The sequence below is a fragment of the Burkholderia puraquae genome, assembly GCF_002099195.1.
Lineage (GTDB): Bacteria > Pseudomonadota > Gammaproteobacteria > Burkholderiales > Burkholderiaceae > Burkholderia > Burkholderia puraquae.
In genome coordinates, this window is record NZ_NBYX01000021.1 from 1 (window position 1) to 21,358 (window position 21,358).

The following is a 21,358-nucleotide window of genomic DNA, read 5'->3' on the forward strand; positions in this document are numbered from 1 at the left end:
TCGACTTCGCCACCTTCACGCCGCCGCCCTTGCCACGGCCACCTGCGTGAATCTGAGCCTTCACGACCCACACCGGGCCGCCGAGCTCTTCTGCCACCTTGACGGCCTCGTCAACCGAGAACGCCGGCTTGCCGCGCGGTACCGCGACGCCGAATTTCCGCAGGATTTCCTTACCCTGGTACTCGTGAATCTTCATGCGTGATTCCCTTCAGTCTGAGAGTTGGATGAAAAGTCGCTTAAGACGCTTCTTCGAATGATTTCCGTTCATTCCTTCGTGCTGCCATCACCGGGCACGTCCGGCCGGCTCGCGCCATACCAGCGCGGGTAGTACTGCCGCACGACCTCACCGTCGAACCGCAACGCCCGGCAGCGGCCGAGCTGGAAAGGTGCTTCGTCATGCACGCCGTCATGATCCGGCCCTTCGCCGCCCTCCTCGCGCACGTTCCACACGTCACCGGCGAACGCCTGGATCGCTGCCGTCGGCAGCACGGCGCACAGTTCGGTGAGATGGGAACAGCCTGCGACGCCGGCGAGCAGCCGGTTCGCGTTGCGGCGGAAATTGCGGAAGAGATTGAGCCCGATCAGGGCCCGATAGGCGGGAGAGGCGGATTGACAGTGACCGGGATAGGGAACCCATTCCGAAGACGCCTCGGCATCGACGACATTGAGGTCACGATCGATAGTCACGCGCAGCCAGAGTTCGTGGATCGGCAGGCCCTGGGGCCGGATGCCCGACGCAAGCGCGACATCGCGCGGCTTGTGGTCGGTCAGGCAGGCTTCGATGTCCCACAAGCCGTCGCCGCGCTCGTAAGCTTCCGCTCGGATTGCGCGTTGATGTCGCAACTGACGGGGCACGGGCTCGGATAGCGGCATGCTGGAAGTTGAGGCCGAAGAGGAAAACCTAGGGATTTTAGCATATTGGGTATTTGAGACAGTTTGACGCGACGGCGGGTATTCCCGCCTGTCCGGATGCGGTTGCGTTGCAGCAAAATCGCGCGCCACGCGCGATCGGCGCGGTCAGTCGTCGATCGGGAAATCGTCGCCGACCTTCAGCAACTTCACTATCGTCGCGCTCGAGAAGCCGCGTGCGGCGAGAAAGCGCGCCTGCTTCGCACGCTCGGCCGGCGTTTGCGGCAGTGCACCGAATTTCTTGCGCCAGACCGCCTGCGCACGCGCCCATTCGGTCTCGCGGAGCTGTGCGTCGACTTCCTCGACGAGCGTATCGCCAACCGCATGACGCTTCAGCTCGCTGACGATGCGCGCAACGCCGACACGCGACGCGCGACGATGCACGAGACTCTCGGCAAAGCGCGCATCGGACAGCCAGCCTTCCTGTTCCAGCGCATCGAGCACGGGTTCGGCGGATTCGTCTTCGCCGACGTAGGGCGCAAGCTTGCGCGCAAGCTCAGCGCGGCTGTATTCACGCCTGGACAGATAGCCGAGCGCACGCCCCTTCAATGACCGTGGCGGCTTCGATGACTTGCGTTCACCGGCGCCCGCGGCTTCACCGGAAGCAGTGCTGGAAGAAGTACCGGACGCACGACGCGTGCGGCGCGGATGCTGGCTGCTGCGCGTATAGACATCTTCCCTCGCCGGCGCCGCCGCATCGGCTGCGCGATCGCCCGGGAAGCTGACACCGGATACGCGACGACGAGAGCGGTCGTGCGCGTCGAACGATTCATCGTCGTCGAACGGATCGTCCGGTGCGGCAATCTCAAACGAAACGAGGGCATCGTCGGATGCCCTCGTCGCGGTGCGGTTCGCGGCATCGCTGCCTGCGCTCCGCCGATCGGCGCTCGAGGATCCGGCTCGCCGGCCGGAGCGACCCGCCGATTCGGGCGCGTCGCTCGCTTCCGGTTCGCCAGCGTGACCTCGGCGCCCGACCATCACTCTTCTTCGTCCATCGCCTCGGCTTCGTCCTGGCCTGCACCATCAGGCATGGCGACCACGCCAAGCGATTCGCGAATGCGGTTCTCGATCTCGCGTGCGATTTCCGGATTCTCGCGCAGGAATTCACGCGCGTTGTCCTTGCCCTGGCCGATCTTCTCGCCGTTGTAGCTGTACCAGGCGCCCGCCTTGTCGACGATCTTCGCCTGCACGCCGAGATCGATGATCTCGCCCTGACGCGAAATGCCTTCGCCATACAGAATGTCGAAGATCGCTTCGCGGAACGGCGGCGACACCTTGTTCTTGACGACCTTCACGCGGGTTTCGTTGCCGATCACCTCGTCGTTCTTCTTGATCGAGCCGATCCGGCGGATGTCGAGACGCACCGACGAGTAGAACTTGAGCGCGTTGCCGCCCGTCGTGGTTTCCGGGTTGCCGAACATCACGCCGATCTTCATCCGGATCTGGTTGATGAAGATCACGAGGCAGTTCGTGCGCTTGATCGTGCCGGTCAGCTTGCGCAGCGCCTGCGACATCAGGCGGGCCTGCAGGCCCGGCAGCGAATCGCCCATCTCGCCTTCGATTTCGGCCTTCGGCACGAGCGCCGCGACCGAGTCGATGACGATCATGTCGATCGAGCCCGAACGCACCAGTGCGTCGGTGATTTCGAGCGCCTGCTCGCCGGTGTCCGGCTGCGAGATCAGCAGCTCGGGCACATTCACGCCGAGCTTCGCCGCGTACTGGACATCGAGCGCGTGTTCGGCATCGATGAACGCAGCCGTGCCGCCGATCTTCTGCAGTTCGGCAATGACCTGCAGCGTAAGCGTGGTTTTACCGGACGATTCCGGACCGTAGATCTCGACCACGCGGCCGCGCGGCAGGCCGCCGACGCCGAGCGCGATATCGAGACCGAGCGAGCCCGTGGACACGACCTGAATGTTCTCGGCCGCCTCGCCGTCGCCCATGCGCATGATCGAGCCCTTGCCGAACTGCTTCTCGATCTGGGCAAGCGCGGCGGCCAGCGCCTTGCTCTTCTCGGCGGTCATCCCGGAGCCCTTCTTGCTATCTTCCATGAATCGTCCTTTGCTATGATGAGCAGCGTCTGTTAGAGGCGCGCCCGCTTTCAAGCGCCGCCCACGAATTCAGACACTGTATAAAAAAACAGTGTTTTGTGCAAGCCCGCAATGCAGGCTGCGTCGTACACGAATAACTTCGGAGACAGCCGGCCGGCGCGAACGCCCTGCCGGCCATCGGTCAGCACCATGCGAATTCTCATCGCGGAAGACGACAGCATACTCGCGGACGGCCTCACCCGGTCACTCCGCCAATCGGGCTATGCGGTCGACCACGTGAAGAGCGGCGTCGACGCCGATACGGCGCTGTCGATGCAGACGTTCGACCTGCTGATCCTCGATCTCGGGCTCCCGAAAATGCCCGGGCTCGACGTGCTCAAGCGCCTGCGCGCCCGCAATTCCAACCTCCCCGTGCTGATCCTGACGGCCGCCGACAGCGTCGACGAGCGCGTGAAGGGGCTCGACCTCGGCGCCGACGACTACATGGCCAAGCCGTTCGCGCTCAACGAGCTCGAGGCGCGCGTGCGCGCGCTGACCCGGCGCGGCGCGGGCGGCGGCCCGACCGTCGTGCGCCACGGCTCGCTCGCGTTCGACCAGGTCGGCCGCATCGCGTATGCGAACGATCAGGTGCTCGATCTCTCCGCGCGCGAACTCGGCCTGCTCGAGGTGCTGCTGCAGCGGATCGGCCGGCTCGTGTCGAAGGAGCAGCTCGTCGACCATCTGTGCGAATGGGGCGAGGAAGTCAGCAACAACGCGATCGAAGTCTACGTGCACCGGCTGCGCAAGAAGATCGAACCCAGCGGCGTACGAATCTCGACCGTGCGCGGCCTCGGCTATTGCCTCGAGAAGGTCGCGCCCGCCGCGCCGGCCGACACGGCAGCGCCCCAGCCCGCGGTGGCCGGCACGCCGCTGCGCTGAAGCCGGGCGTCACCGCAATGGCCACGCCGGCCCATACCCGCCACCCGACCGGCGCGCCGTCGTCGGCCGCCGACGAGGCGCGCGACGCGCGCTACGAGAATCCGTTCGCACCGCCCGACGAAACCGATGCGCCCGAGGCCCCGCGCCCGCGCTCGCTGTTCGGCGAGATCCTCGACTGGATGCTCGCGCCGCTGCTGCTGCTGTGGCCGATGAGCATCGCCGTCACCTATCTCGTCGCGAAGACGATCGCGAACGGCCCGTTCGATCGCGCGCTCGAGACCAACGCGTATGTGCTCGCGCGGCAGATCCATCCGGTAAACGGCGTCGCCGAACTGACGCTGCCGGAGCAGACGCGCGACTTCCTGCGTGCGGACAACGTCGACAGCGTTTACTTCCAGGTGCTCGGCACGCGCGGCGAACTGGTCGCAGGCGAAGCCGACATGCCGCTGCCGCGCGACGAGGACCGTCCGCCGCCGGGCGTCGTCATGTTTCGCGACGACCTGCTGCGCGGCAACGACGTGCGCGTCGCCTATACGACGGTCGCGCTGCCGCAATCGGACAGCACGCAGCCCGTGCTCGTGCAGGTCGGCGAAACGCTGGACAAGCGCAACGCGCTCGCGAACGACATCATCAAGGGCGTGATCCTGCCGCAATTCGTGATCCTGCCGCTCGCGATCCTGCTGGTCTGGTTCGGGCTGTCGCGCGGGCTCGCGCCGCTCAACGCGCTGCAGGCGCACATCCGCGCGCGGCGGCCCGACGACCTGTCGCCCGTCGAGGCGCAGCGCGCCCCGCCCGAAATCGAGCCGCTCGTCACGTCGTTCAACGACCTGCTCGCCCGTCTCGAACAGAACATGGCGCTGCAAAAGCGCTTCATTGCCGACGCCGCGCACCAGATGAAGACGCCGCTCGCGGGCCTGCGCACGCAGGCCGAGTTCGCGCTGCGCCACCCGGTGCCGCCCGACGTGCAGCGCTCGCTCGAGCAGATCGCGACGAGTTCCGAGCAGGCCGCGCGGCTCGTCACGCAACTGCTCGCGCTTGCGCGCGCCGAGAACCGCGCGAGCGGGCTGACATTCGAGCCGGTCGAGATCGCCGCGCTCGCGCGGCGCGCGGTGCGCGACTGGGTGCAGGCCGCGCTCGCGAAACGAATGGATCTCGGCTACGAAGGCCCGCCGGACGACACGCCGCTCGACGTCGACGGCAATCCGGTGATGCTGCGCGAGATGCTCGGCAACCTGATCGACAACGCGATCCGCTACACGCCGGACGGCGGCCGCATCACGGTGCGTGTGCGCGCCGAGCCTGCGGCGCGGCTCGTGCATCTCGAAGTCGAGGACACGGGGCCGGGCATTCCGGCCGCCGAACGCGAGCGCGTCGTCGAGCGCTTCTACCGGATCCTCGGCCGCGAAGGCGACGGCAGCGGCCTCGGGCTCGCGATCGTGCGCGAGATCGCCACGCAGCACGGCGGCACGCTGACGCTCGACGATCACGTCTACCAGCACGCACCGCGCCTCGCCGGCACGCTCGTGCGCGTCAGCCTGCCGCTGACCGAAACCGCCCCGGATTAACCCTGACGCGCATTACCCCGGCACACCGCAATCGCATAAAAACCGGCAACTTGCCGGACGTTCGAAGCACGATAGGCGTACAAAGCGACAGATTAGACGCGGGTTAACGCGCAGACGTTTTGCCCACGCGAGTCAGTCCGCCGTAAGTTTCCGTACCAATAATCATCGACAGGCCCGCTCACCCAAGGCGGCCGCATATCTATATCAAGGGACTTGGAGACGACTCATGGCAACGCTAGGCGGGCAAATTTCGCACGCGCCGATGACGGGCGAAGAGAAGAAGGTGATCTTCGCGTCGTCGCTCGGCACCGTGTTCGAGTGGTACGACTTTTACCTGGCCGGCTCGCTCGCGGCCTACATCAGCAAGAGTTTCTTCTCCGGCGTCAATCCGACCGCCGCCTTCATCTTCACGCTGCTCGGCTTCGCGGCCGGCTTCGCGGTGCGGCCGTTCGGCGCGATCGTGTTCGGCCGGCTCGGCGACCTCGTCGGCCGCAAGCACACGTTCCTCGTAACGATCGTGATCATGGGCATCTCGACCTTCGTGGTCGGCTTCCTGCCCGGCTACACGACGATCGGCATCGCGGCGCCCGTGATCTTCATCGCGATGCGGCTGCTGCAGGGCCTCGCGCTCGGCGGCGAGTACGGCGGCGCGGCGACCTACGTCGCCGAGCATGCGCCGGCCAACCGCCGCGGCTTCTACACCGCGTGGATCCAGACGACCGCGACGCTCGGCCTGTTCCTGTCGCTGCTCGTGATCCTCGGCGTACGCACGTTCATCGGCGAGGAATCGTTCGGCAACTGGGGCTGGCGCGTGCCGTTCGTCGCGTCGATCCTGCTGCTCGCGGTGTCGGTGTGGATCCGGTTGCAGCTGAACGAATCGCCGGTGTTCCTGCGCATCAAGGCCGAGGGCAAGACGTCGAAGGCGCCGCTGACCGAAGCGTTCGGCCAGTGGAAGAACCTGAAGATCGTGATTCTCGCGCTCGTCGGCCTGACCGCCGGCCAGGCAGTCGTCTGGTACACGGGCCAGTTCTACGCGCTGTTCTTCCTCACGCAGACGCTGAAGGTCGACGGTGCGAGCGCGAACATCCTGATCGCGATCGCGCTGCTGATCGGCACGCCGTTCTTCCTGTTCTTCGGTTCGCTGTCGGACAAGATCGGCCGCAAGCCGATCATCCTCGCGGGCTGCCTGATCGCGGCACTGACCTACTTCCCGCTGTTCAAGGCGCTCACGCACTACGCGAACCCGCAGCTCGAGCTCGCGACGCAGAAGGCACCGATCTCGGTCATCGCCGATCCGGCCACCTGCTCGTTCCAGTTCAACCCGGTGGGCACGTCGAAGTTCACGAGCTCGTGCGACATCGTGAAGAGCGCGCTCGCGAAGGCCGGCCTGAACTACGAGAACGTTGCGGCGCCGGCAGGCTCGACCGCGCAGATCAAGGTGGGCGACACGGTGATCCCAGCCTATGACGGCAAGGCGGCCGATGCGAAGACGCAGGGCGCGGCATTCGACAAGACGCTCGCGTCGACGCTGAAGGGTGCCGGCTATCCGGCCAAGGCGGACCCGGCGCAGCTCAACTGGCCGATGACGATCGTGATCCTGACGATCCTCGTGATCTTCGTGACGATGGTCTACGGCCCGATCGCCGCGATGCTGGTCGAGATGTTCCCGACGCGGATCCGCTACACGTCGATGTCGCTGCCCTATCACATCGGCAACGGCTGGTTCGGCGGCTTCCTGCCGGCGACCGCGTTCGCGATCGTCGCGGCGAAGGGCAACATCTACTCGGGCCTCTGGTATCCGATCGTGATCGCGCTGGCCACGTTCGTGATCGGCCTGCTGTTCGTCAAGGAGACGAAGGACTCGAACATCTACGCGCAGGATTGAGGTTGCACGCGCGGGCGGGTGCGGGTTGCCGGACGGGTGTGCCGGCGGCCCGCAACCCGCCCTGTCGCGAAGCCGCCGTGGCCCGCCCGGCAACTTTTTTCACGGAAGATGGAAAAAGCTGTTGACAGCCAGGCAGCGGACCGACATAATTCAATTCTTCACGGCGAATTAGCTCAGTCGGTTAGAGCGACGGAATCATAATCCGCAGGTCCGGGGTTCGAATCCCTGATTCGCCACCAAATGCGAAAAGCCGCTGTTTCGAAAGAAACAGCGGCTTTTTTCATTGCGTCACGCTTCGGCGCCTTCCTGTCGCAACATTCCCGCTGGCATCAAACACCACCGCCCGCTCCCTCGCGATGATCCGGCCCGGCCATCATCGGACGCTCCAGGCACCCTATCACCGCTCGATCTCGACGAGCCGCACGAACAGGCCGTCTTGCGGGTCCGAAAAACCGTACATCGATCCGGAGATATCGAACAGAACGCTCACCGGGCTACCATCGTCCCCGGTCGACGCGCTCCAGTACGGACGGTCAGGTATGCCGGGAAAAGCGACTTCCGATACTGCCTTGCCGGCGGGCGTTTCGGCACACCCCTTCTGCACCAACTCCGGAGAATGGGTGCAGAGCAGCAAGCCCGCCAACTCGTCACCTGTCGGCAAGCGCCATCGCGCCTGTCCCGCTCCGACGTCGCCCTCGGCAACGCGTTTTCCGGCTTCGGCCAGCGTAAGCCGCTCGGGCACGCCTCGACAGTCCATCCCGTCCCATTTCTGCCCGACGCTGCATCGCATCCACGTCAGGCCGGTCCGGGTGTCCTTGACCATCGCGCCATTGCCCTGAATCAGATAGCGGTTGTCGATCAATGTGCTTGCGGGCCCGGCGAAGCAAGGAGAAGCAAATGACGTCGTGCCGACAAGCAGCAATACGAGCATCCCGATGGCTCTCCATTTGGCGACCTCTGGCTTCCTTGCGCGGCAGATACCCGACGTATGCGGCAGCCGGCAGTCGTTCTGGTGCTTCTTCATATCGATACTCGCCTCCCGGTCCCGCAACCGTCGCCCGAACCGGTCACTTCTGCTGAACCGGTTCATAGACGCTGTCGATACGCTGATATCGGTAGGAAATCGTCTTGAACTCAGGATCGAAAAGTTGCTGATACGCGCGGTCGCAAGCTTTATCCAGTTTCACCGAGTAGCTCGGTGGCCATGCGGCAATGGGCTGACACCTGAAATCGTCGGCATTGGCGCCGTCCTTCTTGAAGCGCAGGACCATCAGGCTTTCCTGGATTTCCTGCGCCATGTCCACGTAGTACGACTGGTTGTTCAGGACCACGCCGATCGGAAAATAATCCGATTTGAGGCCTTCGGCCATTTCCGGCTCGGCCACCATGACAGCCGCCTTGCGCAGATACGCTTCAGCCGCGACGGGATCCGACCGCATCAGGCGCCATCCCTTGTATTTGTATGCGGCGGCCACGACCGGAAGCTGGCCGGGTGTCGGGTGCTCGCCCCACCATCCGATGATCTGGTCGAGACTACGCGCGAACAGCTGCTGGTACTCGTCCGATTTTGATTGCGTCACGCGCAACGGTACTCGACAGTTCACCACGCATTGCGCAACGACCGGTGGATCTCCCGCGTTCCACCGCTTCCACGTTTCTTCCTCACGCGCATTCTGCCGGTGCTCGTCAATGGCGTTGGACACCAGTGCGACGGGCGCGACAGCCACGATGGCCGCGCCCCACGCAACCGTGCACGACGCCGAATGACTCGTGGCAAACAGATCGCGGCAATCGCTCGAACACGCACCGAGCGCCAGCGCGCACGTAACGTACGTCAGGCATCGGACGATCCTCATGGGCCTCGACATCGCTTCCCCGCTAATCATTAATCATTTTTTTCACACCGACATCCGCCCTGCGGGGCTATCCGCCGGATGCGAAAAGCCGGTGCGTGAATTTAACGAATCAGTCGGTCAAAAGATAACTGTCGGGTCTGTCAGGGACTCGGCCATCCACGGCCGGATCGCGTGGCGACGGCATTCGATGAGGCAACCGAAACGGCGGCCAAGCGCGGCGCGCCGATGCGCAGCGTGACGCGACATAGCCTGCGTCAGGCTGCCACCGCCCCTCTCTGGAGCTTCGCCGCCTGCGCCCCCACCTTCCCCCGCCAGTTCTCCCCGCCCTCCAGCGCCGGCGTCGACTCGAACACCTCCGCGACCCAGTCGGCGAACACCCGCACCTTCTGCGACAAATGCCGGTTGTGCGGATAGACGATCGAGATCGGCTTCGGCTTCGGATTGCTCTCCGGCAGCACCTCGACCAGCGAGCCGTCGAGCAGGTGCGGCAGCACCATGAACAGCGTCGGCTGGATCATCCCGAACCCTTCGAGCCCGCACGTCACGTAGGCATCCGAATCATTGACCGTGACGCTGCCGTTCATCCGCACCTCGAACGGCTTCCCGTCGATCATGAACACCCACGGAATCGCCCGCGCGCCGTGGCTCGACCGGAAATTCACCGCATGGTGATCGGCGAGATCGGCGATTTCGTGCGGCTCGCCGTGACGCGCGAGGTAATCGGGCGACGCGCAGGTCACGCGTTTCAGCATCCCGATGCGCCGCGCGACCATCGACGAATCCTCGAGCGGCCCGACGCGGATCATGCAGTCGATGCCCTCCTCGACCGGATCCACGTAGCGGTCGGACAGCCCCAGCTCGAGCGTGATGTCCGGATAGCGCTGCCGGAAAATCGACAGCGACGGCAGCACGATGCGCCGCCCGAGCGAACTCGGCATGTGGACGCGCAGCACGCCGCTCGGCTTGCGGTTGCCGGTCTGGAAACTCGCGTCGGCCTCCGCGATCTCCGAGATGATCTTCATGCAATGCTCGTAGTACGCGGCGCCCTCCGGCGTCAGCGACAGCCGGCGCGTCGTCCGGTGCATCAGGCGCACGCCGAGCAGCGCCTCGAGATTCTGGATGATGGTCGTCACCGATGCGCGCGGCATCGCGAGCGTATCGGCCGCGCGCGTGAAGCTGTTCGCGTCGACCACACGGGTAAAAACTTCCATTGCCTGGATTCGGTCCATGCTGCTTCCCCCTTCGAATCGCCAACGGAACAGAATAGAGCGCGCGACGGGCGCGGCACAAGCCCCCGCCTATTGTTATCCGATCCTGAATAGTTGCAGTGTTTCGGACTGGGAATCGACTGTTTTCGTTCAGTTCACGACATCGACCGCACCGGCCCGATCCCGCCCCGCGGGTCACCGCACGAACCGCTCGCGATAACCCTGCGGCGACACGCCCAGCACGCGCACGAAACTGCGCCGCAGCGTCTCCTCCGAACCGAAGCCGCAGCGTGCGGCGATCCGCTTGACGGGCCACGCCGTTTCGCCAAGCAGGCGTTGCGCGGCCTCGACGCGGATCTGCTCGACCGCGCGCGCGGGCGTGCGCCCCGTCCCCGCACGATAGTGGCGCACGAAGCTGCGCTCGCTCATGCTGACGCGCTCGGCCAGCGCAGGCACCGACAGGTCGGCAGTCAGATGCTCGGCCATCCACGCATGCAGGTCGCCGAACCGGTCGTCGGTGCGTTGCATCGACAGCATCGCGCTGAACTGCGCCTGTCCGCCCGGACGCTTCAGGAACACGACGAGTTCGCGCGCGACGTCGAGCGCCGTCGCGCGCCCGAGATCCTCCTCGACCAGCGCGAGCGCGAGATCGATGCCAGCCGTGACGCCGGCCGACGTCCACAGCGCGCCTTCGCGGATGAAGATCGGGTCGGGCTCGACGCGCACGTTCGGGTAGCGCGCCGCGAATTCGTCGCAGCGCGCCCAGTGCGTGACCGCGCGCCGCCCATCGAGCAGCCCGGCCTCGGCGAGCAGGAACGCGCCGGTGCAGACCGACGCCACGCGCCGCGCGCGCCCGGCCTGCTGCCGCACCCAGCGCACCAGCCGCGCATCCTTCGACGCCGCATGCACGCCCTTGCCGCCGGCGACGATCAGCGTATCGGGACGACGCGCGGCCGAACGCAGCGACTCGGCCATCACGACGAGGCCCGACGACGTCTCGACGGGCCCTGCTTCGACTGCCACGACGCGCGGCGCATACGGCGCCGGCTGCCCGCGCTCCAGCGCGAGCTCGTTGACGGATGCGAACACCTGCAGCGGCCCCGACACGTCGAGCAGTTGCGCACGCGGGAACGCGAGGACCAGGATCGAACGCGGAGCAGCGACAGGCATGGCGATTGGCTGAAAACGTGGGCGATATGGCAATTTCGCCAAACACTACGCGCCTAGAATCGATCTGTCCATCCCGTGCCGGCAACGGTGCGCTCCCCTTCCAGTCGGAGTCTTCGCATGACCCTGCATATCGGCTTTCTCGTGTTTCCGGGCGTCCAGCAACTCGATCTCACCGGCCCGCACGACGTGCTCGCGTCGCTGCCCGACGCAACCGTCCATCTGGTCTGGAAGGCGCGCGACACCGTCGCGTCGAGCAGCGGGCTCGCGCTCGCGCCGACCTGCACGTTCGACGACTGCCCGCCGCTCGACGTGATCTGCATCCCGGGCGGGATCGGGATCAACGACCTGCTGCTCGATGCCGAGACGATCGCATTCGTGCAGCAGCGCGCGGCCGCCGCGCGCTACGTGACGTCGGTCTGCACGGGCGCGCTGCTGCTTGGCGTAGCCGGCCTGCTGCGCGGGCGGCGCGCGACGACGCACTGGGCGTTCCACGCGCTGCTCGAGCCGCTCGGCGCGGTGCCCGTGCGCGAGCGCGTCGTGCGCGACGGCAACCTGATCACGGGCGGCGGCGTCACGGCCGGCATCGACTTCGCACTGACCATCGCCGCGGAACTGGCCGGCGATGAAGCAGCGCAGGCAATCCAGCTTCAACTCGAATACGCGCCGGCACCGCCGTTCGACGCCGGCTCGCCCGACACCGCGCCGGCAGCAGTCGTGAAGCGCGTCACCGAACGGTCGGCGGCCGGCTTCGCGAAGCGCAAGGAGACGATCGAACAGGCGCTGCGCGCGATGTCGCATTGAATGCGAGTGTGGGGAAATTGACGGAAAGACGACGCGCGTTCGCGCCGGAGAACACATCGATGAACATCATCCGCAGCGCCGCGTTCACCGCGGACCGCGCGTGGGGCGCACTCGACATCGCGAACCTGAACGGCATCACGGTCCGCCTGCACTGGACCGACCAGCCGTATCGATGGCACGTGAACGACGGCGAGGAAGTGTTCGCGGTGCTCGACGGCCGCGTCGAGATGCGCTATCGCGAAGCAGGCGTCGAACACACGACGGTGCTCGAAACGGGTGACGTGTTCCACGCGGCGGCCGGCACCGAGCACGTCGCGCATCCGCTCGGCGAAGCACGCATCCTCGTGATCGAAACCGAAGGCAGCGTCTGACGGCCGGCGGCCGTGCGCCGATGCCGCGCGGATCGCAACCGCATCCGCGCGGCGCGTGTCATCCGGTGATCGTCCCCGTAGCCTGCGACGCGATCAGCTTCGGTTGCGGCGTGCACAGGCACTGGCACAGGTCGTGTTCGAGCGCGACGACCTTGCCCATCACGGTCATCGTCCGCTCGCCGCCGTCGGACACGATCACGCCCGGCGACTTGCAGGCGGCGCAGAACACCGCTGCACCGAGATAAGCGAGTTCGCGTCCGTCGAACGACGAATTGGCGATCCCGTCGAGCACGACGCCGCCGTGATCGGTCGTGTCGCCCTTCAGAATGAATTTGCGGCTCATGATGTCGGTTCTTCCCTCGGAAATGCCGTGCAACGCGGCAGCATGGCCGCGCACGTGCAATCGGAATTCGCCCGTCGGTCGCGGGCGTCCCGCGAGCATATCACCGCTCGCCGAGGCCACCTCCCGGATCAGGACTTGTGCCGTATGCCGGCGCGTGCCGCCATTCAGACGAACAGCGCGATACACAGCGCGGCGCCGCACAGATACGTGCCGAGCGCGCCGGCGAAACGCACGGGATTCGGGTCGGCCATCGTCGGCCACGCGAGCAATCCGATCACCAGCAGGCAGCGGCACGCGGTTGCCGCGACGATCAGCGCCAGGATCGTGCGCGACGGGCCGTGCGCGCCGAAATAGAGAAACAGCACCGCGAGAAACGGCGCGTATTCAGCCGTGTTGCCATGCGCGCGCACGATCTTGTGCAACCCGTTCGCCGGATCGGGCACGCACCCGGATCCGCTGGTGCACCGGAAGCGTGTGACAGACACGACGAGGCCGAGCCCGAACAGCAGCAGCCCGAGGATGGCCGTGCAAACGAGTGCGACGGGGTGGATCGGCATGGGACTCCCGGCGAAAGCGGAAATGCGCCGCACATCCGACGATCCTACCCGCGGCCCGTGCGCGCGGCTATCGCGGAAACCCGCAGCATCTTCATACAAGGGCCACGATTTCACGGGCGGGTTCCGGCCCGAATTGTCGCCCTGCCGCACCGCACGAAACCGGTGCATCGTCCGCCTGCCCGGCCGCCCGGGCCTGCCCGGCGAAATCCTAGCCGCACGGACGCTCCGGCATGAAACGCGCAAACGTTACGCCGCGACCGGGCGTGCCCGTGCGCCGCAACGCCGGTTGCCGCGCCGCACGGGCACGCGCGTTGCGTCGACGCATCTCGGTAGTCGACCGCCCTTGGCAGCCCGCTGCGGAGGACTACACTAATCCTTAATGGGGTGCGGCCGGACAACCCGCGCCCTCAGGGAGACGCCGCTATGAATCGGCCGCTGAATCGTATCCTGCCGCGTGTGACCGGGACCGCATCCGTCTGGACCTGGGTCAAGTGGTCTTTGCTTGCCGCCTTGCTGATCGCGGTGGCGATCGTCGCGCGGCTCGTCATGACCGAGATCGAGACGTCGCGCCTGCAGGCGCACTACCTGTCCGAGCTTACCCGCGACGTCGGCTACACGGTCGAAACGGGCCCGAGCGATCACATCCGCTTCCCCGCGAACGGCCCGTACGACCAGCGCTTCGGCTACGCGATGATTCCGGCGTTCCAGGAGCGGCTGCTCGCGCGCGGCTTCGTCGTCGGCAAGCAGGCGCGCGATTCCCAGCGGATGCTGTCGCTCGGCGACCGCGGCTTGTTCCTCCCGTTCGAAGAGAAGGACCAGGCGGGCCTGAGGCTGTTCGATTCGACCGGTGCGCCGCTGTTCACGACTGTGTTCCCGCAGCGCGTCTACGCCGACTTCGACATGGTGCCGCGCGTGGTCGTCGATTCGCTGCTGTTCATCGAGGATCGCTACCTGCTCGACGCGAACGAGCCGAACCGCAACCCGGCGATCGACTGGGGGCGCTTCAGCCGCGCGCTCGCCGACCAGGCGCTGCACGTCGTCAACCGTCACCAGGCGCGCCCGGGCGGCAGCACGCTCGCGACGCAGATCGAGAAGTTCCGCCATTCGCCCGAGGGCCGCACCGCGACGCCGCCCGAGAAGCTGCGGCAGATCGGGTCCGCGTCGGTACGCGCGTACCTGAACGGCCCGCAGACGATGCTCGCGCGCCGCACCATCGTCGTGCGCTACCTGAACTCGGTGCCGCTCGCCGCGCGGCCGCATATCGGCGAAATCACCGGCATCGGCGACGGTCTCGCCGCGTGGTACGGCCGCGACTTCAACGACGTGAACCGCATCCTGTCCGCGCCAACGACCGGCGACAACGTCGACGAACAGGGCAAGACGTTCCGCGAGGTGCTGTCGCTGATCATCGCGCAGCGCGCGCCGTCGTACTTCCTCAACCGCGGCTATCCGGCGCTGCAGAAGCTGACCGACAGCTACCTGCGGCTGCTGTCGAACGGCGGCGTGATCTCGCCCGCGCTGCGCGACGCCGCGCTCGCCGCGCAGATCGAACGCAGCGCGCCGCCGGCCGCCGCGCACGTGCAATCGTTCGTGTCGCGCAAGGCCGTGACGTCCGCGCGTGCGTCGCTGCTGTCGGCGCTCGGCATCAGCGACCTGTACCAGCTCGACCAGTTCGACCTGGAGGCGACGAGCACGCTCGACAACGGCGTGCAGCAGGCCGTCGCCGAACGGCTCGCGAAGGCGTCGACGCGCGACGGCGCGCAGGCCGCCGGCCTGTACGGTTTCGAGATGCTCGCGCCGAAGGACGACCCGTCGCACCTCACGTACAGCTTCACGCTGTACGAACACCGCAACGGCGCGAACCTGCTGCGCGTGCAGACCGACAGCGTGAACGAGCCATTCGACGTCAATCGCGGCGGCCGCATCAACCTCGGCTCGACCGCGAAACTGCGTACGCTGATCACGTACCTGCAGATCGTGTCCGACCTGCATGCGCGCTACGCGAACCTGTCGAACGCGGAGCTGGCCCGCGTGAAGCCCGACCCGATCGACGGGCTGTCGCGCTGGGCGCTCGACTATCTGGCGCATACGCGCGACCGCTCGCTGCAGGCAATGCTCGACGCGGCTGTCGAACGCAAATACTCGGCGAGCCCCGACGTGTTCTATACGGGCGGCGGTGCGCAGGTGTTCTCGAACTTCGAGAAATCGGACAACGGCCGCATCCTGACGCTGCACGCCGCGTTCGAGCACTCGGTCAACCTCGTGTTCGTGCGGCTGATGCGCGACATCGTCCACTACGAGACGCTTCAGGCCGCCGGCCCGTCGTCGTCGTGGCTCGGCGATCCCGGGCAGCGCCAGCATTACCTGCAGCAATTCGTCGACGGCGAGAGCCAGGTCTACGTGAAGCGCTACTACACGCGCTATGCGGGCAAGGCGCCCGACGACGCGCTCGCGCTGATGCTGAAGGACGTGCGCAAGTCGCCGCCGAAAATCGCGACGGTGCTGCGCAGCGTCGCGCCGCATGAATCGCTCGCGTGGTTCGACGCGCAGATGCGTGCGCAACTGAAGGGCACGCCGGCCGCGACACTGTCCGACGACGACCTCGCCAGGCTCTACGCGAAGTACGCGATCGACCGCTTCAACCTCAACGATCGCGGCTATATCGCGAGCGTGCATCCGCTCGCGCTGTGGACGCTCAACTACCTGCGCGCACACCCGGCAGCGCCGCTCGCCGAAGTCCAGCGCGAGAGCCGCGATGCGCGTTTCTACACGTACTCGTGGCTGTACAAGACGCGCTACCACGCAACCCAGGACCGCCGCATCCGCCGCATGGTCGAGCTGCGCGCGTATGCCGAGATCACGAAGTCGTGGCGCGCGCTCGGCTACCCGTTCGCGGAAGTCACGCCGTCGTATGCGGCCGCTATCGGCGCTTCGGGCGACCAGCCCGATGCGCTCGCGAAACTGATCGGACTGGTCGCGAACGGTGGCCAGAAAGCGCCGACCGAAACGATCACGCGGCTCGACTTCGCGAAGGGCACGCCGTACGAAACGCGCTTCGTGCGCGCGGCCGCGCAGCCGCAGCCGGTACTGTCGCCGGAGATCGTCAACGTGACGCACACGCTGCTGCGCGACGTCGTGCTCAACGGCACCGCGCGCCGCCTCGCGGGCGGCTTCACGCTGCCCGACGGCAAGACGCTCGACGTGTACGGCAAGACGGGGACGGGCGACCAGCGCTTCAACGTCTATGCGCGCGGCGCGCGGCTGATCGAGTCGCGCAAGGTGAACCGCAGCGGCACGTTCGTGTTCGTGCTCGGCGACCGGTTCTTCGGGGTCCTGACGGCAACGGCGCACGAACCGTATGCGGCGCGCTACGACTTCACGAGCGCGATGGCCGTGCAGTTGCTGAAGTCGATGGCACCGGCACTCGCGCCGCTGATCGAACGTCCGGCCGGCACCGGCACGCACGCCGCGGCCCCCGCCCCGCAGGCGGAAACGCCCGCGCCGGGCGCCGCCGCGCAACCGTCCTGACGGCCGCGCCATTCATGCGCACCGACGCGCCGCTCAGTGCGAGCGGCCGTCGTAGTGCGTGACCGGCAGCGCGTCGATATCGACGCCTTCGAGACAGCGCACGTTGATCGCGGCCATCGCGGTACCGTCCGGGCCGACGCCCTCGCCGAACGCGTGAATCCCGCAGCGCTTGCAGAAGCGGTGCTTGATCACGTGCTTGTTGAACATGTAGGTGGCGAGGTGCTCGTCGGGCGTGAGGAGTGTCATGTGGTCGCGCGGCACGAACCACATCAGCGCGCCCTTGCGCTGGCAGATCGAGCAGTTGCACGCCATCACGCCCTGCAGGTCGCCTTCCGCCTCGAACTTCACGTCTCCGCAGTGACAGCTTCCGCGATAAAGCATGGTCGTCTCCCGGTGCGGCCCGTGCGCATCGACGGCGCCCCGGCGGAACACCGTTGGCCAGGCCGATTCAAACGGGTACAGTAGCGCGCACATGCGCCGCACGCAATGTCCGGCGGCGCCCGTCCCGACCTCCCCCACCCAGGAAAACCGTCATGCTCGAACTGCGCCCCGGCTGTGAATGCTGCGACAAGGACCTGCCGCCCGATTCGGCGGATGCACGCATCTGTACGTTCGAATGCACGTTCTGCGCGACCTGCGCCGACGACGTGCTGAAGGGCCGCTGCCCGAACTGCGGCGGCGACCTGGTCGTGCGCCCGCGGCGGTCGGCAAGCCTGCTCGCGAAATACCCGGCGTCGACCGAGCGCATCCACAAGCCGGGTGGCTGCGCGAACGCCTGACGGCGCCGCACCGCCCCTCCCGTCACGACATCTCGATCCGCGCGCGCGTCACCGCGAGCAGCGCCGCCATCGCGCGGCGCGCACCGTCCTCGTCGCGCACGCGGATCGCGTCGCTCACGGCCGTATGCTCGGCGAGCGACGCGTTGTACACGTGCGCGCGGCGTGCATTCAGATGCAGTTGCGCCTCGAGCGTGCGATCGATCAGCGTGCCGAGCGGCACCAGCAGCTCGTTGCCGCCGGCCTCGAGCACGCTCAGGTGAAAGCGCAGGTCGGCGCGCACCCATTCGTCGACGTTGCGCGCGGCGGCCATGGCGCGCGCCGCGCCGTCGATCGCGTCGAAGGTTTCCGGCGTATGCATGCGCGCGGCGAGCGCGGCCGCGTACGGCTCGACCATCTCGCGCATCTCCTGCAGCTTCAGCGCGAACGCGAGCGGCGGCGCAACACGCGCGTACCAGTCGAGCAGATCGGCGTCGAGCAGGTTCCACACGCCGCGCGGCCGCACGCGCGTGCCGATCTTCGGCCGCGATTCGACGAGCCCCTTCGACGTGAGCGTACGGAGCGCCTCGCGCATCACCGTGCGGCTCACGCCGTACAGCGCCATCAGGTCGGGCTCCCTCGGCAGCAGCGACTCGGGCGGGTAGTCGCCGCGCAGGATCGCCGTGGCAAGCCGGAAGGCCGTCTGTCCATGCAGGTCGCGTCGAATGATCGTTCTCCGTTATGCCGGTACCCAGGCGTGCCGGCTGCCCACTATCTGCACAATAGTGCTATTAATACTATTTTTTATTGGCCTGCGCTAGGATAACCGTGAAAGCACGCGACCGTGCGCCGCGCCCGACTGCCCGCACCGGTCAATCCTGGAGACCCGCATCGTGAAAATCACCCGCCTCGAAACCTTCGTCGTCCCGCCGCGCTGGCTGTTCCTCAAGATCGAAACCGACGAGGGCATCGTCGGGTGGGGCGAGCCGATCGTCGAAGGTCGCGCACACACGGTCGAGGCCGCCGTGCAGGAGCTGGCCGACTACCTCGTGGGCCGCGATCCGCTGCTGATCGAGGATCACTGGCAGGTAATGTACCGCGCCGGCTTCTACCGCGGCGGCCCGATCATGATGAGCGCGATCGCGGGCGTCGACCAGGCGCTGTGGGACATCAAGGGCAAGCATCACGGCGTGCCCGTGCATGCGCTGCTCGGCGGCCAGGTGCGCGATCGCATCAAGGTGTATTCGTGGATCGGCGGCGACCGGCCGAGCGACGTCGCGAACAATGCGCGTGCGGTGGTCGAGCGCGGCTTCAAGGCCGTGAAGATGAATGGCTCCGAGGAGCTGCAGATCGTCGACACCTACGACAAGGTCGAGCAGGTGATCGCGAACGTCGCGGCCGTGCGCGATGCGGTCGGCCCGCATGTGGGAATCGGCGTCGACTTCCACGGCCGCGTGCACAAGCCGATGGCGAAGGTACTCGCGAAGGAGCTCGACCCGTACAAGCTGATGTTCATCGAGGAGCCGGTGCTGTCGGAAAACGCCGAGGCGCTGCGCGACATCGCCAACCAGACCAACACGCCGATCGCGCTCGGCGAGCGGCTCTACTCGCGCTGGGATTTCAAGCACATCCTCGCGGGCGGCTACGTCGACATCATCCAGCCCGACGCGTCGCACGCGGGGGGCATCACCGAGTGCCGCAAGATCGCGACGCTCGCCGAGAGCTACGACGTCGCGCTCGCACTGCACTGCCCGCTCGGCCCGATCGCGCTCGCCGCGTGCCTGCAGCTCGACGCGGTCAGCTACAACGCGTTCATCCAGGAGCAGAGCCTCGGCATCCACTACAACCAGGGCAACGACCTGCTCGACTACCTGCGCAACCCCGAGGTGTTCCGCTACGAGGACGGCTTCGTCGCGATCCCGCAGGGCCCGGGGCTCGGCATCGACGTCAACGAGGAGAAGGTGCGCGAGATGGCGAAGACGGGCCACCGCTGGCGCAACCCGGTGTGGCGTCACGCGGACGGCAGCGTCGCCGAATGGTGAGCGCGATGCGCAGCGCGCGCGGCTGCGGCCCGCGCGGTAAGGATCGAATCGAGAACGGCTGCCCGACGGGCAGCCGTTTTTGCATGCGCGGCACGACACCCGGCACATGCCGGGTGCGCGCCAGCGGCCTTGCGTCGCGCCGCGCGAATCCTGCCGTCAGCCGAGGGCCGCGAACCCCGGCACGCTGAACGACAGCACGGCGGCCGCGACGAATACGCCGATCATCGTCATCGCTTCGAGATGCAGGATGTTGCGGAACGTGTGCGCATCCTCGGTCGACGCGGTGCGGCGCAGGCGCGGCAGCGCCGCGAAGCGGTTCAGGCCGCCGAGCACGAGCGCGAGTGCGACGAGCAGCAGCTTCAGCAGCAACACGCGCCCCCACGTACTGCCGTCGAGCGGCGCGAGCGAACCGCCGAGCCCGCGGATCGCGTTGAGCGCGCCGGCGCCGAGCACGAAGACGACCGAGATGATCGACGTACGCGACAGTTGCTGGCCGATGCGGATCAGCGCCCCGCGCGCGACCGACGAACCGAGCGCCGGCAACACCGCGAGCCCGCCCGCGAGCACGAGGCCGCCCCACACGGCCGTCGCGAGCAGGTGCAGCGTCTGCACGCCGACCGCTGCGGACAGCGCGCCCGTATCGGCCGCGTGGCCGAGCGACGCCTTGCCGGCCGCGACCACGATCACCGCGAGCCACAGCACGGCATGGGCAACCGGGCCGTCCGGCTTCGCCAGCGCGACGATCGCGAGCACCACGGCGCCGGCGAACGCGACACTCCACGCGAAGCCCGTGTGCGTCTGCGTCAGCATGACGGGAATCGCGGCGAACGCGCCGCCGAGCCCTGCCCCGCTCATCGTCGCGGCCTCGTAGATGAGCCAGCCGAGATCCGCGAGCACCAGCGCCAGTGCCGCCGCAACCAGCGAATGTTGCGCGCGCAGCCATGCGGGATGAGACGGCGCGACGACCGGACGCGCACCGTCCTTGCCGAGCCATGCCTTGAGCAGCGCCGAGCCGACCGCCATCGCGAACGCGGCGTCCATCAGCGCCGCGAGCGCGACCTGACCGATCCACAAGCTGTCGAACTTCATCGCGTGCCCCCTCCCGAAAGCGGCAGGCCGACGGGGCGGCAACGGGACAGACAGCGTGAGGAAGGCAACGGCACGGTAGAAAACGTCATCGATGAATCCGGAAACGGGAGAAATGACTGGACCTGCGGCGGAGGCGGCGCCGCGCGACCCGCGAGTGTACGGTCTTCGATGGTGAAAACGCACGCCGGTTCACACCGGCATGTCGCAGTGCGCGTCAAATTGTCGCAAGTCGCAAACGGACAGGAACCGACGTCCTTTTGCCAAATAGCCGTCATTACCCATCGATGATAGAATGCCGCGTCGCAGCAGC

General features: G+C 66.9%; 22 protein-coding genes and 1 tRNA gene. 9 read left to right on the forward strand and 14 right to left on the reverse strand.

What is annotated here, in order from left to right; genetic code table 11:
* The 5 genes from B7G54_RS29935 to B7G54_RS39205 form a co-directional block, all read right to left on the reverse strand.
* Nucleotides 1-196: ATP-grasp domain-containing protein (locus B7G54_RS29935; RefSeq protein ID WP_341866402.1), on the reverse strand; the 196-nt coding region annotated here is incomplete at its 3' end.
* A gap of 68 nt (nt 197-264) precedes the next feature.
* Nucleotides 265-873: a DUF2889 domain-containing protein gene (locus B7G54_RS29940; RefSeq protein WP_085042313.1), complete on the reverse strand. Its 609-nt coding sequence runs from the start codon at nt 871-873 to the stop codon at nt 265-267.
* A 144-nt stretch (nt 874-1,017) separates the two neighbouring features.
* Nucleotides 1,018-1,887 carry a recombination regulator RecX gene (recX, locus tag B7G54_RS29945; protein ID WP_085042314.1) on the reverse strand — a complete coding sequence of 290 codons (870 nt, stop codon included), beginning with the start codon at nt 1,885-1,887 and terminating at the stop codon, nt 1,018-1,020.
* Entirely contained in the window at nt 1,887-2,960 is a 1,074-nt protein-coding gene (gene recA / locus B7G54_RS29950) for a recombinase RecA (RefSeq protein WP_085042315.1), read from the reverse strand. The genes recX and recA overlap by 1 nt, the downstream gene beginning before the upstream one ends.
* Before the next feature lie 50 nt (nt 2,961-3,010).
* On the reverse strand, nt 3,011-3,151 hold the full coding sequence (locus tag B7G54_RS39205; RefSeq protein ID WP_165765634.1) for a hypothetical protein: 141 nt from the start codon (nt 3,149-3,151) through the stop codon (nt 3,011-3,013).
* Here B7G54_RS39205 and B7G54_RS29955 point away from each other — a divergent pair.
* The 4 genes from B7G54_RS29955 (at nt 3,150) to B7G54_RS29970 (ending at nt 7,567) form a co-directional block, all read left to right on the forward strand.
* Entirely contained in the window at nt 3,150-3,878 is a 729-nt protein-coding gene (locus B7G54_RS29955; protein ID WP_085042316.1) for a response regulator transcription factor, read from the forward strand. The two genes, B7G54_RS39205 and B7G54_RS29955, sit on opposite strands and share 2 nt — an antisense overlap.
* Before the next feature lie 17 nt (nt 3,879-3,895).
* The gene (locus tag B7G54_RS29960; protein ID WP_085042317.1) at nt 3,896-5,443 is read left to right on the forward strand and encodes a sensor histidine kinase; all 1,548 of its coding nucleotides are present in this window, start codon (nt 3,896-3,898) and stop codon (nt 5,441-5,443) included.
* 226 nt (nt 5,444-5,669) lie between these two features.
* Complete coding sequence (locus B7G54_RS29965) at nt 5,670-7,328, forward strand: MFS transporter (protein ID WP_085042318.1); 1,659 nt, start codon at nt 5,670-5,672, stop codon at nt 7,326-7,328.
* A 162-nt stretch (nt 7,329-7,490) separates the two neighbouring features.
* A tRNA-Met gene (locus B7G54_RS29970) sits at nt 7,491-7,567 on the forward strand.
* A 158-nt stretch (nt 7,568-7,725) separates the two neighbouring features.
* Here the strand turns inward: B7G54_RS29970 and B7G54_RS29975 are convergent.
* The 4 genes from B7G54_RS29975 to B7G54_RS29990 all read right to left on the reverse strand — a co-directional run bounded on the left by B7G54_RS29975 (nt 7,726) and on the right by B7G54_RS29990 (nt 11,562).
* Nucleotides 7,726-8,352, reverse strand: coding sequence for an Lcl C-terminal domain-containing protein (locus B7G54_RS29975; RefSeq protein WP_165765635.1), 627 nt, complete (start codon nt 8,350-8,352; stop codon nt 7,726-7,728).
* A 43-nt stretch (nt 8,353-8,395) separates the two neighbouring features.
* Nucleotides 8,396-9,184: a hypothetical protein gene (locus tag B7G54_RS29980; RefSeq protein ID WP_085042320.1), complete on the reverse strand. Its 789-nt coding sequence runs from the start codon at nt 9,182-9,184 to the stop codon at nt 8,396-8,398.
* A gap of 254 nt (nt 9,185-9,438) precedes the next feature.
* Entirely contained in the window at nt 9,439-10,413 is a 975-nt protein-coding gene (locus B7G54_RS29985; protein ID WP_085042321.1) for a LysR family transcriptional regulator, read from the reverse strand.
* A gap of 174 nt (nt 10,414-10,587) precedes the next feature.
* Entirely contained in the window at nt 10,588-11,562 is a 975-nt protein-coding gene (locus B7G54_RS29990) for a GlxA family transcriptional regulator (protein WP_085042322.1), read from the reverse strand.
* A 117-nt stretch (nt 11,563-11,679) separates the two neighbouring features.
* Here B7G54_RS29990 and B7G54_RS29995 point away from each other — a divergent pair, with 117 nt between their 5' ends.
* Both B7G54_RS29995 and B7G54_RS30000 read left to right on the forward strand, forming a co-directional pair.
* On the forward strand, nt 11,680-12,363 hold the full coding sequence (locus B7G54_RS29995) for a DJ-1/PfpI family protein (protein WP_085042323.1): 684 nt from the start codon (nt 11,680-11,682) through the stop codon (nt 12,361-12,363).
* 59 nt (nt 12,364-12,422) lie between these two features.
* Nucleotides 12,423-12,734, forward strand: coding sequence for a cupin domain-containing protein (locus tag B7G54_RS30000; RefSeq protein WP_085042414.1), 312 nt, complete (start codon nt 12,423-12,425; stop codon nt 12,732-12,734).
* Between the two features lie 58 nt (nt 12,735-12,792).
* Here B7G54_RS30000 and B7G54_RS30005 read toward each other — a convergent pair whose 3' ends face one another.
* Together B7G54_RS30005 and B7G54_RS30010 are read right to left on the reverse strand one after the other, a co-directional pair.
* On the reverse strand, nt 12,793-13,077 hold the full coding sequence (locus B7G54_RS30005; protein ID WP_085042324.1) for a PAAR domain-containing protein: 285 nt from the start codon (nt 13,075-13,077) through the stop codon (nt 12,793-12,795).
* A 164-nt stretch (nt 13,078-13,241) separates the two neighbouring features.
* Nucleotides 13,242-13,634, reverse strand: a complete 393-nt coding sequence (locus B7G54_RS30010) for an MAPEG family protein (RefSeq protein ID WP_085042325.1) — start codon at nt 13,632-13,634, stop codon at nt 13,242-13,244.
* Between the two features lie 423 nt (nt 13,635-14,057).
* Between B7G54_RS30010 and B7G54_RS30015 the strand changes: the two genes are divergently transcribed.
* Complete coding sequence (locus B7G54_RS30015) at nt 14,058-17,162, forward strand: transglycosylase domain-containing protein (protein ID WP_085042326.1); 3,105 nt, start codon at nt 14,058-14,060, stop codon at nt 17,160-17,162.
* Nucleotides 17,163-17,195: 33 nt separating this feature from the next.
* On the opposite strand, the gene B7G54_RS30020 is transcribed toward B7G54_RS30015, so the two are convergent.
* On the reverse strand, nt 17,196-17,543 hold the full coding sequence (locus tag B7G54_RS30020; RefSeq protein WP_085042415.1) for a GFA family protein: 348 nt from the start codon (nt 17,541-17,543) through the stop codon (nt 17,196-17,198).
* A 152-nt stretch (nt 17,544-17,695) separates the two neighbouring features.
* Here B7G54_RS30020 and B7G54_RS30025 point away from each other — a divergent pair, with 152 nt between their 5' ends.
* A complete protein-coding gene (locus B7G54_RS30025; RefSeq protein ID WP_085042327.1) occupies nt 17,696-17,941 on the forward strand; it encodes a DUF1272 domain-containing protein in 246 nt (81 codons plus the stop codon).
* Nucleotides 17,942-17,963: 22 nt separating this feature from the next.
* Here the strand turns inward: B7G54_RS30025 and B7G54_RS30030 are convergent, their stop codons facing one another.
* Nucleotides 17,964-18,647, reverse strand: coding sequence for a FadR/GntR family transcriptional regulator (locus B7G54_RS30030; protein ID WP_085042328.1), 684 nt, complete (start codon nt 18,645-18,647; stop codon nt 17,964-17,966).
* A 163-nt stretch (nt 18,648-18,810) separates the two neighbouring features.
* Here B7G54_RS30030 and dgoD point away from each other — a divergent pair, with 163 nt between their 5' ends.
* Nucleotides 18,811-19,959, forward strand: a complete 1,149-nt coding sequence (gene dgoD, locus B7G54_RS30035; protein ID WP_085042329.1) for a galactonate dehydratase — start codon at nt 18,811-18,813, stop codon at nt 19,957-19,959.
* Between the two features lie 156 nt (nt 19,960-20,115).
* Here dgoD and B7G54_RS30040 read toward each other — a convergent pair whose 3' ends face one another.
* Nucleotides 20,116-21,048: a CopD family protein gene (locus tag B7G54_RS30040; protein ID WP_085042330.1), complete on the reverse strand. Its 933-nt coding sequence runs from the start codon at nt 21,046-21,048 to the stop codon at nt 20,116-20,118.
* Between the last annotated feature and the right edge of the window lie 310 nt (nt 21,049-21,358).